The sequence below is a fragment of the Maribacter aestuarii genome (assembly GCF_027474845.2).
GTDB lineage: Bacteria > Bacteroidota > Bacteroidia > Flavobacteriales > Flavobacteriaceae > Maribacter > Maribacter aestuarii.
On sequence record NZ_CP107031.2, the window covers coordinates 1,767,123 to 1,783,570 of the forward strand.

Consider the following 16,448-nt stretch of genomic DNA (forward strand, 5'->3'; position numbering starts at 1 on the left):
CTTAACCTAAAAAAACTATGCGTAATAGACTAATGACCTTGGCCTTTTTGATAAGTGCCTTCGCCCTAAGAGGTCAGGAGCTTACGATTCCGCAGCTCTCGCAATACCTTGCGGATAACCCTTTTGTAATGTCGCCAACCTATGCCGGTATTGGAGACCATGTGAAAATTAGGATTAATGGTCTTACCCAATGGGTGGGTATCAAGGACGCGCCGGATACACAGTCTTTAGCGGCTGATATGCGGATAGGTGAAAAATCTGGTCTTGGTGCACTTTTATATAATGATAGTAACGGTGAGACGAAACAAAGAGGGGCAAGGGTTTCCTTTGCGCACCACCTGACTTTAGACAGATATGATGACGAGTTCCTTTCTTTTGGTATCTCGTACAACTTCAACCAGTTTCGTATAGACATTGAGAATTTTGATGCACTTGACCCTAGTGTAACTGATGACAGGGCGACCACAAACCATAACTTTGACGTGGGCGTACTGTACAGGTATGATAAATTCTACATTAGTGCAAATGCATCCAACTTGTTGGACAAGGACCTTTCTGCTTTCAACCCCATATTTGAGCCGAACAGGCTTAGAAACTACTATTTGTATACAGGCTACAGGTATACTAAAAGCAAGAGCAGTAACCTGGAGATAGAACCATCAATCTTCTTTCAGCTTTTTGAAAGTGATGGCCGATCAGTTACAGATTTGAATGTAAAGTTCAGATGGTACGATTTTGAGGACTACTACTATGCGGGCGTGACTTATCGTTTTTTGAACGACCAAATAGGAGATCCATTGTACATAGCTCCTATAGCCGGTTTAAAGAAAAGTAATTTCTATTTTGGCTATTCCTATCAGATTATTCTTAACGAGATTTTAGGTTATAGTTCCGGTACGCATGTGGTGACTTTGGGTGTGGACCTGTTTCAAGGCATCAGTAATTGTAGGTGTACCTATTAAATCCCATTTCTTTATTTTAAGTTTGCCCAAACTTTAACAGGTACATGGGAACAGTCCGGGTTGAAAACATCAGAATTTACGCCTATCACGGTTGTCTTAACGAGGAAACAAGGATTGGAAGCTACTATTCCGTCAACGTTACTGTAAGCGCCGATTTAAAAAAAGCCTCCAACTCAGATAAATTGTCGGATACGGTAGACTATGTTCATATCAATAAAATCGTCAAACAAGAGATGGCGACACCCTCCAAACTCTTAGAACATGTGGCAAAGCGAATAAGTGACCGTATATTTACAGAAATTGATCTTGTAAATAAAATCAAAATCTATGTGTCTAAAATAAACCCCCCTATTGGCGGCGACGTGGAGAAAGTAACCGTTTGTCTAAAATTTAATAGAATAAGCTAATATACATTTGCTAGAGTTCAACTTCATTTTATCTTTGCAGGATAAATAAGGCATTGTGGTCGAATTGGATAGACGAGGTCTCGCAAGGACCTTTATGGTGGTTCGAGTCCACCCGATGCCTCTAAGTACCTATTTATAATCTGCGATAAAATTAAAAAGGGATAGTTATTCTTAACCCACAATTCTTCCTAGGATTAAATTAATGCTTATTTTTGACGTCGATAAAACGGCATCGTGGCCGAGTGGCTAGGCGCAGCTCTGCAAAAGCTTGTACAGCGGTTCGAATCCGCTCGATGCCTCAAAAACCTTCCATAGCGGAAGGTTTTTCTTTTTTAGGCTATTTATTCTGGCTCCTTGGGTGGTTAGGGGTAAACTGTATCTTTTAGTAGGATTTAATTTCACAACGGCTATGATTAGAAATAAAGCATAGAAGTCCTACGCCAAATATTTCAAAACCCAAGGAGCCCTACAGCTACTTTGAAGATTTTAATTGTTCTATACTTAAACCTGTAATAGAAATACCAGAAAAATAGCAGGAACAAAGTAAACAGCGATAGTTTTGGCTCCCTCGTAATCCTTGGCCATCCGCTGCCCAAAAAGCAACATTAGAAGGGCTAAACAAGACAGAATAGCGCCATAAAATGCCATGGTTCCATCATCTAATATCAGGAGTTGATATATACCGATTAGGCATAATATCCCAGAAATAATTTCCACTAACATAACAATACCCAATAACAAAGGAACCAGCCCCTTTAATGGGGTTTCTGCAAAATGCCCTTTGAGCCATCCTAAATTCCCTTGCCAATCATATACCTTGTCTATACCACTTTGCAAGAAGGTTATTATCAAAAAAAGGAGGAGTAGAATTTCGGTTGCGTTTTTCAGAAGGGTTTCCATATAAGGTTTTTTAGTAGAGGTTCAGATTAGGCCATGTTTTTTATCCTGTTACTATAGTACTGGTCTTTTTGTGAAGAAGGCGGGTTAGCTTTATGGATAAGTCCGTAAAAACTATTTTCGCGTTTCCATTACGTTCTATGTGATATATAGCAGTTTCCAATTCCTCTGTAATTGCTAGAATATTATTTTCATGGACAAAAGGGGCAAAATTCTTTAGTTTAAACCCGTCCGCATGAATTTTCATATAGGCCAACTCTTCTGCTCCATAATTGATCAGCAAGGCCTGTCTCATCACCATTATACAATAGTCCAAGAATTTTTTTTGCGTTTCTCTACCTGTTTTTGCAAGCTCATCACTCCAAAGAATGAGCTCATGAATGGCTCCCTTATTGCCCTTGGCCTTGAATGCGCTACGTACCCATTGCACGAACCATTTTTCAAAAACCAAGTCTTCGGAATCGTTATTGAGCAAATCCAGGGCCTTGTTAAAATTCCCGTTGGCCTCGTGGGCAATGCGTTGCGCCTCTTGTTTGGAACCTCCTTTTTAAGTAAGGCAGCCGCAATGGCGTCTTCCGGCAGGGGCGGAAAATGTAATATCTGACATCTAGACCTTATGGTTTGTATGATTTGTTCTTCATCCTCACACAGCAAAAGAAATACTGTTTTTTCGGGTGGTTCTTCAATGAGCTTTAAAAGCTTGTTCGCGGCCGAGGTATTCATTTTTTCAGCCATCCATATTAACATAACCTTATAGCCGCCTTCATAGGACTTCAAAGAGAGCTTTTTAACAATATCAAGCGCCTCGTCTACGCCAATCTGCCCTTGCTTTTTTTCTATTTCTATGAGTCTGTACCAATCGAACAGATTACCGTAAGGCTGCTCGGTCATAAATTGCCGCCATTCTTGCATATAATGATTGCTTACGGCATGTGATTTTACTTTATCCGAATTTGAAACTGGAAAGGCAAAGTGAACATCTGGATGGGAAAAGGAATTGAACTTTAGATTGCATGCGATACTACCATTTTCATTCTCCCCATCCTGATTGTTGCAAACCACATATTGCGAATAGGCTAAAGCCATGGGTAACAGGCCACAACCTTCTGGCCCTACGAACAATTGTGCATGCGGTATCCTTCCGGCGTCGGCACTAGAGGTCAAATGTTTTTTAATATGGGGAAGCCCTAAGATATCGCTGAACAACATGTATTCAAATATAGTTTTTTTGAGCCGTTTTGGGGTTGGGAATGCATCGATAAATTAACATACGGACTTTTTTAACGCCACTCTTTAAATCTTTACATTTGCAACGCATAAAAGTAGTATGGTATGAAGACATTGGACGATTTTAATTTCGAAGATAAAAAAGCCTTGATAAGAGTGGACTTTAACGTTCCATTAAACGAAGATTTTGAGGTAACTGACACTAATAGAATAGAGGCAGCAAAACCAACCATTATAAAGGTCTTGGAAGACGGAGGAAGCGCTATTCTGATGAGTCACCTTGGGAGGCCCAAAGGTCAAAAAAATCCAGATTTATCCCTAAAACATATTTGTGATACTGTTTCGGAAGTAATTGGTGTAAGCGTAAAATTTGTACCGGATTGTATTGGCGATGAGGCGGAGAAGGCGGTTGCTGAACTACAGAACGGAGAAGTACTTTTGTTAGAAAACCTAAGATACTATGACGAGGAGGAAAAAGGCGATGAGGAATTCGCGAAAAAACTATCAAAATTAGGCGACGTCTATATTAACGATGCTTTCGGGACTGCCCATAGAGCTCATGCTTCCACTACCATAGTTGCAAAATACTTCCCTGACGCTAAATGCTTTGGGTATTTATTGGCAAAAGAAATTGAAGCTATTGAGAAAGTGATGAGAACCGGAGAAAAACCGGTATTAGCCATATTGGGAGGAGCCAAGGTATCTTCTAAAATAACCATTATCGAAAATATTCTGGATAAGGTTGATGACCTGATTATTGGGGGTGGGATGACCTATACCTTTGTCAAAGCGCAAGGTGGTAAGGTAGGCGATTCTATCTGCGAGGACGATAAGATGGATCTTGCCATGGATATACTTAAGCAGGCCAAGGAAAAGGGAGTAAATGTTCATATTCCCTTAGACGTAGTTGCTGCTGATGACTTTAACAACGAAGCAAACACGAAGGTTGTAGATGTAGATAAGATACCCGATGGATGGCAAGGACTGGATGCCGGTCCTAAGACACTGGAGAACTTCAAATCGGTAATCCTTAATGCCAAAACAATACTTTGGAACGGACCTGTGGGAGTTTTCGAGATGGAAAATTTTGCCAAGGGAACTATTGCTGTAGGAAACTATATTGACCAAGCCACCCAAAATGGCGCATTTTCATTAGTTGGCGGTGGGGATTCTGTGGCGGCCGTCAAACAATTTGGATTTGAGGAAAAGGTAAGTTATGTGTCTACCGGAGGTGGTGCTATGCTGGAAAGTTTAGAAGGTAAAACACTCCCTGGAATTGCCGCAATAATAGCGTAGTAAAGGCGTTATCGATAAACGGGTTATATCGATATTTTGTGTATTTTAAGAGATAAAATTTTATTCTCACAAAAAAATGTACGATTTTCGTTAGCCCTGCTTTTGAAATTAGCGTTTTTATGAATCAGATACGACTACATCGTTTTTACCTACTAGGAATTTTCATATTGCCTTATTTCATTCTGGCACAAGAAAGCGAATCCGTTTCTACAAAAACTCCTATAACTACAAGCCTAAAAACATTACCCTTGGACACTCTGGTACTGGATGAGGTAAAGGTTATCCAAGTGGGGCAATTGGAAGACACAAAATCACCAATAGACACTGGATTAGCGCAATATAAATCAGAGACTACCGGAGCGTACAATCTACTGGACAATGAACTTGCAGCGAGGTATGACAGCCTTTGGATGAAAGAGCTTATTAATGCCGCTCCCCTCTTTGATGAGATTTATGAAGAAGTGGCTAACTTGGAAACATCTACGACTTATGAGTTGGACCTGAATACGGATACGTTAAAACTCAGGTTGGAAAGATTAAATCAAAAGACACCTTTCAATGTAGCTTATAATCCTTCTTTAGAGAACGTAATACGATCTTTCTTGACCAGAAAACGGGATTTAATGGAGCGCATGTTAACGGTAAGCCAGTTTTACTTCCCTTTGTTTGAGCAGGAGTTGGACAATCATGATATTCCGTTGGAGATGAAATATCTTTCCATTGTAGAGTCCGCTCTGAATCCTAGGGCCCGTTCTAGAGTGGGTGCAACCGGACTATGGCAGTTCATGTACGGTACTGGGCGGGAGATGAAGTTGGACATTACGAGCTATGTTGACGAACGTAGTGACCCAATGAAATCAACAGCGGCCGCATGTAAGTATTTGAATAGATTGTATAGCATTTATGAAGATTGGGATTTAGCTTTGGCAGCCTATAATTCTGGACCTGGTAATGTGAACAAAGCAATACGGAGATCCGGAGGGTATAAAAATTATTGGAATATCAGGAGAAACTTGCCTAGGGAAACTGCAGGGTATGTTCCTGCATTTTTAGCCACTATGTATATTTTTGAATATGCCGATGAACATGGGTTGAAAGGGAAGAAGGCAGAGCGTGCATATTTTGAAACGGATACGATTCACGTAAAAAGCCTGATAACTTTTGACCAGATTTCGCAAATAACGGGCATAGACAAAGAGGAGTTAAAACTACTCAACCCCTCTTATAAATTAAACGCAATCCCTTATGTAAAGGGCAAGGATCATGTTCTACGATTGCCGGTTTCTTTAATGGGGAAATTTGTCCAGAATGAGGAGGCAATTTACGCACATGTGCAAAAAGAACTTAAAAGTAAGGAAAGTCCATTGCCACAATTGGTAAAACAAGCAGAGCAGGACAGGATCCGCTACAAAGTGCGCAGCGGGGATTATCTGGGTAAGATTGCTGAACGATATGGAGTGGGGGTAAGCCAAATTAAAAGCTGGAACGGGCTTAGAAGCAATAATTTAAAAATAGGCCAACGGTTAACGATTTACCCAAGAAAAAATGTAAAGTCAACGGTTAGTCCTAAGGATACGCCAACAAGAACGGCAGCTGCGGGGAATATTAAGGTTCATGAAGTACGCAGTGGAGATTCGCTTTGGACCATCTCAAGAAAATATCCTGGAATTAGTATTGAAAATTTACGAAAATGGAACGGTATTAGCGGTAACAATCTAAAACCGGGCACAAAACTTAAATTGTGTGATTGTTCATCGTAAATTTGAATTTCAAAATGAAGAAATTAGCAACACTATCTCTACTTATCCTTCTTATTATCTCCTGCGGAGAAACCACTAAGCCAGATTACTTACCAGAGTCCGTCGGCGCAGTTAATACCCTAACAATAGTTATTGACAATGAACTATGGAAAAGTAAAGTCGGGGACGTGATTCGCGAAAGCTTTGCCGCCCCAATTCCAGGATTAACTTGGGATGAAGCCATGTTTAGTATTACTCAGATACCCCCTCAGGTCTTCTCAGGAGCGGTACGCAACACGAGGTCGGTCCTTTACGTTATGGAGGACTCTGTTGACATAGCGCATATGAAGAAAAACATGTATGCGAAACCTCAGAGGGTAGGTGTAATTAAGGGAAGGAATAAGGAGGAAATCATAGAAAATGTAGAGGCCAAGAAGGACGAATTTGTTTCCACCTTTAAAGAAATGGAATTGGAGGAGGCTCAAGAACGTTTTCTACGGTCACTTAATAAGGAGAAGGCCTTGGAAGAGCATTTAGAGATTTCTATGGATATCCCATCTGTATATAAAGTTGGGCGTGAAGAGGACAATTTTGTTTGGATCGATAGACAGATCCAAAAAGGCACCATGAATATTATAGCTTATAGTGTGCCGTGGGATACTTTTAAAAACGATTCGACTTTTGTGGAGGATATTGTTAAAATGAGAGACTCTATCGGCAAACTTTTTATACCTGGAGAGGATATTCCGGGCAAAGAGAATTATATGATTACCGAAAGGGCATTTTCACCCTATATCTTTCCTGCTGAGGTTGCCGGAAGAAAAGCAGCAGAGGTTAGAGGTGTCTGGGAAATGTCTGGATATCCCATGGCAGGGCCGTTTTTAACCTTTATTATTAACGATAAGCCGAACAACAGAAAGTTAGTGTTGGAAGGATTTACTTTTGCACCTGCTACTAATAAGCGTGATTACATGTTTGAGTTGGAAGCCATATTGAAAACCGTGCGCTTCAATGACAAATAAGAGTCTGTATCGGATCAATATAAAAGGCCTAGAGATGTATCTCTAGGCCTTTTATATTTTGGCAACCTTTAGAATCTTTAGAGATTACTAAAGGAAAATCCGGTCGATACCCTGAAGGCGAATGCGTAAATAGTGATTGCCAACAGCATAAAGCAAATCCAGGAAAATATTCTGAAGTAATTTTCCAATATTATATACCTCCAATTTCTAAAGGCTTCAACATAAATTTCTTTTAAGAGTAAAATTTTATCCATACCTGATTCTTTTAATTTTTCATTCGGGACAAATATCGCTACTCATCTTTTCAAATCTCAATTCTTTAGTCGAAGGGAATATTTTCACTATGAATGGAATTTGATATTTTAAATGATCGATGAGGTGCGGTTTAACACGATGACTTACTGGTTTGTCAAAAGAGCTATTTTTGAAAACCCTTTCGGGAGTCTTCCCAATGGAAATACCCATAATTAATACCAAATGGTTTATTATTAGGCATGAGGTCATTAAATAAAAAAGCCTTTGATATTAGTATATCAAAGGCTTTAAAATTCATATATGAATGGTTTACATATCTACGATAATAAATTCGGACCTACGGTTGAGGTAGTGCTGCTCTTCCCTACATGGAATTCTACCGTTACATTCATTTAAAAGTCGCTCTTCACCATAACCCTTAGCACTTTCGATACGGGATTCGTCAATACCTTTGGCGATAATATAATCCCTGGTAGACTTGGCACGTTTATCGGAAAGGTATTTATTATAGACCGCGCTACCTCTAGAATCCGTATGGGATTCAATCTTAATCACCATTTCCGGATATTCGTTCATCACGGAGACTAATCTATCCAATTCTTCCGCAGCATCCTTTCTAATAAAAGACTTGTCAAAGTTAAAATGAATCATCTCGGTCTTAAGTTTGCGAATGCCGTCTTCAACAGCTATCATTTCATTGAATTTCCTTAAGGTTGTATTCACGTTAACGGTTTCGTTATCCTTGGTAGTGACTTCTCTTGTGTCCTCAAAATAAGTGCCCTTTACCGTTCTCAAAGTATATTTGGTGTTTGAATCCAAATCTTCAAATATGAAACTGCCATCCTCTGAAGTCTCTATTTCTTTGAGCTTAATATTGTTTTCATCCAACAGCTCTACAAGTGCTCTTGGCATTACATCGCCCGTAACCAATTCTGTAACGACACCGGCTATGGCGTTTAAATTTTCAGGTATTTCCTCTATCATGAGCTTCTTAAAGGAATAGATGTCGTCATCACCTTTGCCGCCCGCTCTATTGGAGGCAAAAAATCCTTTTTGGGTCTCTTCGTTTACGATGTAAGAGAAATCATCCTTATTGCTGTTGACAGGAGCCCCAAGATTGCGCACTTCTAAGAATCCATCTTCTTCCCCAAAAGCTACTTCGTAGACATCTAAGCCGCCCAACCCAACATGTCCGTTGGATGAGAAATAAAGTTTTTTGTCATTTATAAAAGGAAACATTTCCTTCTGTTCCGTATTGATTTCCGGCCCCAGGTTTTTTGGCTCGGAAAAACTGCCATCATCCAGAACATCCACGACAAAAATGTCGGTTTCACCTATGCTTCCAGGCATATCTGACACGAAGTATAACTGTTTGCCATCGTTGCTAAGGGCTGGGTGTCCGGTGGAATATTCATCACTATTAAAAGAAACTTCTGTCGCCTCGGTCCATTCCCCATCAATTTTCTGTGATCTATAAATTTTAAGGTTATTTATTCCTTTCTTATCCCTTCTCAGCTTCTTACCGTAATTATTTCTTGTAAAGTACATGGTTTCATTGTCCGGAGAAAAAGTTACAGCGGCCTCGTGATACTTGGTATTAATTTTCTTTGAAAACTTTAAGGCGTTTTTTAGTTCAGAGGATTCTTCGTTGAGTTTGGCCGTATATAAGTCTAAATACGGTTGATTGTTCCATTTATACCGTCTGGTATGGAAGAAGGAAGAATCCATGGCAGAAGCGAATACAACTTCATCTTCATTATGAAACATGGGAGCAAATTCTGAATATTCTGAATTGACGGCTAAATTCTTAATTTCAAATTGTTTGGGTGTACTCAAAATATTATCTAAAACAGCTTCATTGCGCTGAAATTCAGAAATCAGTGCAGGGGAGCTTGCATTGTCATCTTTAAGCTTTCTGTTGTAAAGTCGCATCAATCGCTTAGAACGACCGTAATTTCCAGTACCTTTTAGAGCGTGTGCATATTTAAAAATGTTGTCGGCGGACATTTCCTTTTCATAATTATCATAAAGAATAGTATACCATTTATGTGCCTTCTCCATATTGGTATTAAAGTAGTGTGCATCACCCGCCTTTTGAAGGGTTTCAAATGAATAATTGGCCTTCTCCTTGGTAAGTGCCTGCTCATATAATTTTGCCGCTTCTGCATACCACATTTTATTAAAATATTCATCTGCTCGCTTGATTAGCTTACTTTGGGGAGAATTTATGGTATTTTTTATAGCACTAGTTTTCTCTAAGCTGTTTTTAGAATTTTCTATAGCTGCCTGTTGTAGCGTATCGTAATCAATTTCTTCAATTGTGATGGAACTTTTATTCTTTCTTTCGTTGGTTACCTCAAGAATCCATAAATCCTTATTAAACCTACCATCAAATTCTGTGCTGCAGTCTTCCAAAGCATTTCGCCATGAATCATATCGATTTAAGTACAGGTAATTCAATTTTGTTGTAGGATTTGAAAGATATCCAGCTTCGAAACCCTTTCTTTTGAATTTCCTTACTTGTTTTCCAAGCTTGCCGGTCTTACTAAAAACTCCTATAACAACATAATAGCCAACTTCTACACCGTCTAGGTTATCAAAAGTACGATGCGGTATGTCTTGAATCTTAGCGGCTTTTTCAAAAGATTCATTTTCAGAATCTATTTGCGATAAGGTGATGGATTCCTTTTCTTGAGATTGTTGGGCTACACTAATTTCCGAGGACAGTTCATCTTGGAAACTTTGTGCCCCGATATTTAGGGAAAACAACACTATCAAGCAGGTGATATAGTTCTTCATGCTTATCAGGTTTTGTCGATTGTTTATTGCCGACAAAGGATTTTGTTTGAAATTAAAGCGCATAGCTAAGGGTGTTTATCCAATCTTAGTATTTCGAAATTAAGCCTAATCTGTAAAGTGGATTATTTTTTGTTGTGAAAGAGAGTATTTTTGTCGTGTACGCCTACATACTGTTAATCTGTACTGCAACTTACAAGAAAAAGGCCCTATAGGCCTGGACATTAGAACTTAAGAAAAGAGGAAGGAAAATAAATTGTGAACCTGATTTGTGAATCGGTTTTGCATCCAAAAAAACGCCCCATAACTAATTATGAGGCGTTTTGTAAAATGTATAATTTTAAAGAAACTATTCTTTCTTTTTTTCCTCAATGGTTTCATCTTCCTTTGATGCATCCTTAAACTCTTTGATGCCACTACCGAGACCTCGCATTAATTCAGGTATTTTTTTGCCTCCGAATAATAAGAGAACAACAAGAACTACGATGGCTATTTGCCATGGACCAATCGCCAAAAATATATTTAAAATAGTCATAGAGATATCAATTTAAGGTTATCAAAGGTACAAAAAACTCGATTAGGTTGCTAGAATATTAACGTTAGCCTAAAATATTAATTGCCTTAACCTAAAAAGGTGCTTCCGTACGTATAAACTTAAAGATTGTAACTATTCTATTAAGAGCATATTTTTATATCCAAGTATTCCTATATTAGTCGGTAAGTCTATCTTTGTAGCAATGGCCAAAAAAGTTAAAAAAAGAAAGGAAATAAAGCGGAAACTTCTGCACAAGTATCGTTTGGTAATCCTGAACGAAAATACTTTTGAGGAGAAAATATCCTTCAAGCTAAGTCGGTTAAACGTCTTTGTAACGGGTTCCCTTTTTATGATTGGTTTAATTGGGCTCACTATCTTATTAATCGCCTTTACTCCGTTGCGAGAATATATCCCTGGATATTCATCCACTAAGTTGAAAAAAGAAGCGACAGAACTTACGTATAAGACCGATTCATTGGTAAGAACCTTAAATTATACCAATAGGTATTTAGATAATATTCGAATGGTACTTAAGGGGGATATTGAAAATAGTGAAACCAATAGGGACTCCTTGTTCCAACAGTTTAAATTAGATCCATCTTCAATTGATTTAACTCCCATAAAGGAAGATTCTTTACTTAGGGCGGAGGTAGCCTTGGAGGATAAGTATAACTTATTTGAACGCAACACCGACAATAGGAACCTCATACTTTTTCCGCCTATTTCTGGAACCGTATCCATGAATTATGATGCGGAAAAAAGACATTACGCGGTGGACGTAGTGGCGCCAAAGGATACACCGGTCAAAAGCGTAGCCAACGGAGTAGTTATTTTTTCGGAATGGACTACAGAAACAGGCTATGTAATCATCATTGAACATGAAGGAGGACTCTTAAGCGTCTATAAACATAATGGCTCCTTGGCAAAAGAACAAGGCTCCATCGTGCGTGCAGGTGAGGTGATAGCTTCTGTTGGAAATACGGGAGAATTTACTACGGGACCACATTTGCATTTTGAATTGTGGGATAATGGCAACCATTTAAATCCCCTAGATTTCATAGACTTTAACTAAGAAGAATGTCACTAAAAGCTTTAGCAGCAAAAATTTTCGCAAAAAGAACAGCATTAAAGACATCCAAATGGGTAGACCACCCCATCGATACCCAAAAAAAGGTATTTAAAGTGCTCATTGAAACTGCCAGTAAGACCAAATTTGGTTTGGACCACGACTTTGAGAGCATTAAGTCATTTGAAGATTTTGCGGAAAAAGTGCCCATCCGTGATTATGAAGAACTTAAACCTTATGTAAATTACGTTGTAGATGGAAAAGAGGATATTCTCTGGCCAGGAAAGCCAATTTATTTTGCAAAGACGTCTGGAACCACCTCTGGAGTCAAGTATATCCCAATTACCAAGGAATCAATAAAACATCAAGTAGAAGCCTCCAGAAACGCAATTCTCAACTACATTCACGAAACCGGCAAGGCAGCTTTTGTTGACGGGAAAATGATTTTTTTACAAGGGAGTCCCGAACTTCGAGAAAAAAATGGAATTAAGTTAGGAAGGCTTTCAGGAATCTCTGCTCATTATGTACCCAATTACCTTCAAAAAAATAGGCTGCCAAGCTGGGAAACCAACTGCATAGAGGACTGGGAAACAAAGGTTAGTGCAATTGTTGAAGAGACCAAAGATGAGAATATGACAGTTATCGCGGGAATTCCTTCCTGGGTGCAAATGTACTTTGAAAAACTAAAGGAAAATACCAATCGGGATATCGGCGACCTCTTCAAGAATTTTGAGCTTTTTATATATGGTGGTGTCAATTTTGAACCCTACAGGAAAAAGTTCGACGAGCTAATTGGTAGAAAAGTGGCAAGCATAGAACTATTTCCGGCCAGCGAAGGTTTTTTTGCATATCAGGATTCACAAACAGAAAAGGGCATGCTGCTTCTTTTGGATTCAGGTATTTTTTATGAATTCGTAAGAGCGGAGGAATTTTTCAATGAAAAAAGAAAAAGAATGACCTTGCAGGATATTGAACTAGATGTAGATTATGTCATGATCATATCCACGAATGCAGGGCTTTGGGCATACAATCTTGGGGATACCATTCGGTTTATTTCAAAAAAACCTTATAAAATAATCGTTTCCGGAAGAATTAAACATTTTATCTCGGCTTTTGGGGAACATGTAATTGCAAAGGAAGTTGAAGAAGCTATGTCCGAAGCAATAAAACAGACAGATGCCAAGGTTAACGAATTTACGGTAGCTCCACAAATTACGCCTGATAATGATGAATTGCCTTATCATGAATGGCTGATCGAGTTTGAGAAAGCACCAACCGATTTGAAGGCCTTTATTGATATTCTTGATAAATCTTTACAAAGGCAAAATAGCTACTATAATGATTTAATATCAGGCAAAATACTTCAACCATTGAAAATAACTCCTATAAGAGTTGGCGGTTTTAGGAAGTATATGAAGAAATTAGGGAAGCTAGGAGGGCAAAACAAGATTCAACGTCTCTCGAACGACAGGCTTTTGGCAGATGGTCTACGCGGCCAAAAAGTGGGGTAGGGCCAGCTTAGATTTTAAAAATTTAAATCGTAGTTTTGTTCGAAATTCTTCAATTGGGAAAAGCAGTTACAACCACCCGCGCTCAGGAATCCACCAATGCCATTGAACGCTTATATATTACTATGCGGCACCTTTTCAACAGGGGGTTTTACAAGCCTAATGGAGTTTCTGGTGAGGCCCTGAAGAATGCACTGTTGTTGTTACGACCAGAAATATATGGTTCTGTGGCAGAAGAAAAAGCAGAACTCAACGGTCTCATATACGTTTTGGAAAGGCTTCCTGAAGGTATTGAGCAATGTAGATTTATCAACTTAACTTCGGATGAAGGATATAGGGTTTCCCATTTAAATCCCATTATACCCCCTAAACGAAGGCGCAACTGTTATCGCATTGATGATGAGCAGATGAACATAGAGATAACTAGGGGAAGATCGGACATATACGATATCCTTACACATCTCACATTTTTATTCATAGAATCCGAAAAAATATGTAAACGCGTCCTAATACCGGATACGGACAAAACGATTAGGGATTGGCAAAAGCTAGTAAGCAGTATCAAAGAAGAAGAACTGTCCTTGGCAGAGCGAGAAATAGCTATAATTCATACCGCAAATATCCTTGGAAGATCTTTTGAAGAAATTCTAGTGGTTTACGAAAAATTAAGTACCAAGACCAATCCTGATCGTTTTCTCAAAATTGTGTACTGGTTAGGAAAACTTTCATTAGAGGAAGAAATCTCAGGCGACAAAAGGACGATTACGTTCAGCGCATTACTGAGAGAAAGGTTGGGTCATCATATCCATGGGGAGCGATGGGCGAACAACATAAAGGATGCTTTAAAAAAGAATAATCTCTTAAACAGACCCATCCATATTATTTCGGCGAACATGCATAGTGTTATGAATTCGCTTTTTGCTCGAAATGCCCTAAAGGAAGAGTTCCCGGATTCCAGTTCACTAAAAATTTATGAGGCACTCAGTGTCCCAGGAAGCTCGGGCTTAAGGAACAGCGTAATCGAAATGGCGGAGAATAATGGAATGATTGCTTTGGATGATACTTCCGGAACTAACATTGACGTTCAGATATTTGATACGGCCAAGTTTAGCAAAGATGCCTGTTGTTACGATTTCAGCTACATTTCTGATGGCGAAAAACCTGTTATATTTGTAATGGATTACGCATTTGGTGAGCAAGCCTATGAAACTATAGATGAGCTTCTTAAACCTTATGAGGATCAAAAGAAGAAGGATGTTTTTTTAAATATTGCATCGGTATCCATTATGGGAAAAGCAGGTATACTAGAAGGGGGCAAGGGTGATTTAATGATTCCTTCAGCCCATATCTTTGAAGGCACTGCGGATAATTATCCTTTTAAAAACGAACTTTGTGCAGAGGATTTCAAGGGCCACGGTTTAAAGGTGTTTGAAGGAACGATGGTTACCGTTTTGGGAACGTCCTTACAAAATAGGGATATTTTAAAGTTCTTTCATAAGTCCACTTGGAACGTAATAGGATTGGAAATGGAAGGAGTACATTACCAAAAAGCAATACAGTCCGCATCTAAGATTAGGAAAAGTATTCGAGAAAACGTAAAAATACGATACGCATATTACGCTTCTGACAATCCCCTAGAAACCGGAAGCACATTGGCATCTGGCGGATTGGGAACCACAGGGGTAAAACCCACTTATTTGATAACCGACAAAATATTAAAGCAAATATTCAATTAATAAAATGGCAGAAAATCCAACACCAGCTAATCAAAATAGTTTCGATGAAATAGATTTGGGTCAATTACTTAATTTGATTGGAAAAGGTTTCAATCGAATAGGCCGAGGCATTCTTAGATTATTCATTTATCTAAAAAGGAATGCTCTAATCTTATTAGGTTTGATTTTAGCTGGCTTGGCAATAGGCTACGGGCTGAATCAGGTTATTACGAAAAAACATAAAACCGAAGTAATCGTAAAACCGAACATGGAGAGCAAAAACTATCTGTATGATGTAGTTGATGAAATTCAGGCCAATGTCAAAGCAAAGGATTCTACCTTTTTCAAAAACATAGGAATTGGTAATATTGACTTTTACGGTTTGGAAGTTACTATTGCACCGGTAGATTCTAGGACATTAAGTTCAGAGGATGACACTAAATATTTGGAATTATTACAAAGTTTTGAAAATACAAATTCGATAGCCGATATTGTAAGGGCCGAGTTACAGAATAAAAGCTCTTTTAACCATAGAATTACGTTTTACTATAAAAACAAAAAATCTGGGGAAGAATTTGCAAAAAAAGCCTTGCGATACATTAATTCAAACCAATACTTTTTAGGCCTTATTGAAGTTTACAGAAATAATGCCCAAAGCAGGATTGATAAAAACCAGACATTACTTAAACAAGTGGATGAAATTATTATTAATTACACTAAAAATTTGGCTTCTGAGAATAACTTTACAAATGATCGTATTGTGCTAGATAATCAAGAGCAAGTAAATATTGCTGATATATTTGAATATAAAAACCGTTTAATTCGTGATATTGAAACAAAAAAATTAGAATTGCAAGAAAGCCTAGAACCTATAAGTATTATCAACTTTGGAAAGCAACAAGTTGTTCAAAAGTCATTTTTTGGCAAAAATATTGTTCTAATACCCTTATTGCTTATAAGTCTATTCTTTTTATATTCATTTTTATCCTTTCTAAATAATAAGTCGAAGCTTATTCCGTAAAT

General features: G+C 38.5%; 13 protein-coding genes, 2 tRNA genes and 1 pseudogene. 11 read left to right on the top strand and 5 right to left on the bottom strand.

Annotated features, from left to right (window positions below; translation table 11 throughout):
* The first annotated feature begins 17 nt into the window (after positions 1-17).
* The 4 genes from N8A89_RS07975 (at position 18) to N8A89_RS07990 (ending at position 1,668) form a co-directional block, all read left to right on the top strand.
* Complete coding sequence (locus N8A89_RS07975; RefSeq protein ID WP_281541785.1) at positions 18-962, top strand: PorP/SprF family type IX secretion system membrane protein; 945 nt, start codon at positions 18-20, stop codon at positions 960-962.
* Positions 963-1,006: 44 nt separating this feature from the next.
* Positions 1,007-1,369, top strand: a complete 363-nt coding sequence (gene folB, locus N8A89_RS07980) for a dihydroneopterin aldolase (RefSeq protein ID WP_289645292.1) — start codon at positions 1,007-1,009, stop codon at positions 1,367-1,369.
* Positions 1,370-1,418: 49 nt separating this feature from the next.
* Positions 1,419-1,490 (top strand) — tRNA-Ala (locus tag N8A89_RS07985).
* A gap of 107 nt (positions 1,491-1,597) precedes the next feature.
* Positions 1,598-1,668 (top strand) — tRNA-Cys (locus tag N8A89_RS07990).
* 202 nt (positions 1,669-1,870) lie between these two features.
* Here the strand turns inward: N8A89_RS07990 and N8A89_RS07995 are convergent.
* Both N8A89_RS07995 and N8A89_RS08000 read right to left on the bottom strand, forming a co-directional pair.
* Complete coding sequence (locus N8A89_RS07995; protein WP_281541786.1) at positions 1,871-2,269, bottom strand: DoxX family protein; 399 nt, start codon at positions 2,267-2,269, stop codon at positions 1,871-1,873.
* 40 nt (positions 2,270-2,309) lie between these two features.
* Positions 2,310-3,475, bottom strand: a pseudogene (locus N8A89_RS08000) (DNA polymerase III subunit).
* A 123-nt stretch (positions 3,476-3,598) separates the two neighbouring features.
* On the opposite strand from N8A89_RS08000, the gene N8A89_RS08005 reads away from it, so the two are divergent.
* The 3 genes from N8A89_RS08005 to N8A89_RS08015 all read left to right on the top strand — a co-directional run bounded on the left by N8A89_RS08005 (position 3,599) and on the right by N8A89_RS08015 (position 7,550).
* The gene (locus N8A89_RS08005) at positions 3,599-4,789 is read left to right on the top strand and encodes a phosphoglycerate kinase (protein ID WP_289645294.1); all 1,191 of its coding nucleotides are present in this window, start codon (positions 3,599-3,601) and stop codon (positions 4,787-4,789) included.
* 119 nt (positions 4,790-4,908) lie between these two features.
* Positions 4,909-6,549 carry a LysM peptidoglycan-binding domain-containing protein gene (locus tag N8A89_RS08010; RefSeq protein WP_281541787.1) on the top strand — a complete coding sequence of 547 codons (1,641 nt, stop codon included), beginning with the start codon at positions 4,909-4,911 and terminating at the stop codon, positions 6,547-6,549.
* Between the two features lie 14 nt (positions 6,550-6,563).
* Complete coding sequence (locus tag N8A89_RS08015) at positions 6,564-7,550, top strand: DUF4837 family protein (RefSeq protein ID WP_281541788.1); 987 nt, start codon at positions 6,564-6,566, stop codon at positions 7,548-7,550.
* A gap of 77 nt (positions 7,551-7,627) precedes the next feature.
* On the opposite strand, the gene N8A89_RS17705 is transcribed toward N8A89_RS08015, so the two are convergent.
* From N8A89_RS17705 to tatA, 3 genes are all read right to left on the bottom strand, one after another.
* On the bottom strand, positions 7,628-7,804 hold the full coding sequence (locus tag N8A89_RS17705) for a DUF6747 family protein (protein WP_347343962.1): 177 nt from the start codon (positions 7,802-7,804) through the stop codon (positions 7,628-7,630).
* Between the two features lie 310 nt (positions 7,805-8,114).
* On the bottom strand, positions 8,115-10,604 hold the full coding sequence (locus tag N8A89_RS08020; protein ID WP_281541789.1) for an OmpA family protein: 2,490 nt from the start codon (positions 10,602-10,604) through the stop codon (positions 8,115-8,117).
* A gap of 346 nt (positions 10,605-10,950) precedes the next feature.
* Positions 10,951-11,136 (bottom strand): twin-arginine translocase TatA/TatE family subunit, encoded by a 186-nt coding sequence (tatA, locus tag N8A89_RS08025; protein ID WP_281541790.1) that lies wholly within the window; start codon positions 11,134-11,136, stop codon positions 10,951-10,953.
* A 202-nt stretch (positions 11,137-11,338) separates the two neighbouring features.
* On the opposite strand from tatA, the gene N8A89_RS08030 reads away from it, so the two are divergent.
* The 4 genes from N8A89_RS08030 to N8A89_RS08045 all read left to right on the top strand — a co-directional run bounded on the left by N8A89_RS08030 (position 11,339) and on the right by N8A89_RS08045 (position 16,446).
* On the top strand, positions 11,339-12,208 hold the full coding sequence (locus N8A89_RS08030) for a M23 family metallopeptidase (protein WP_281541791.1): 870 nt from the start codon (positions 11,339-11,341) through the stop codon (positions 12,206-12,208).
* A 5-nt stretch (positions 12,209-12,213) separates the two neighbouring features.
* Entirely contained in the window at positions 12,214-13,713 is a 1,500-nt protein-coding gene (locus N8A89_RS08035) for a GH3 family acyl-acid amido synthetase (protein ID WP_281541792.1), read from the top strand.
* A gap of 122 nt (positions 13,714-13,835) precedes the next feature.
* Entirely contained in the window at positions 13,836-15,446 is a 1,611-nt protein-coding gene (locus tag N8A89_RS08040) for a DUF6909 family protein (RefSeq protein ID WP_281543358.1), read from the top strand.
* A 4-nt stretch (positions 15,447-15,450) separates the two neighbouring features.
* Complete coding sequence (locus tag N8A89_RS08045) at positions 15,451-16,446, top strand: hypothetical protein (protein WP_281541793.1); 996 nt, start codon at positions 15,451-15,453, stop codon at positions 16,444-16,446.
* The last annotated feature ends 2 nt before the right edge of the window (positions 16,447-16,448 follow it).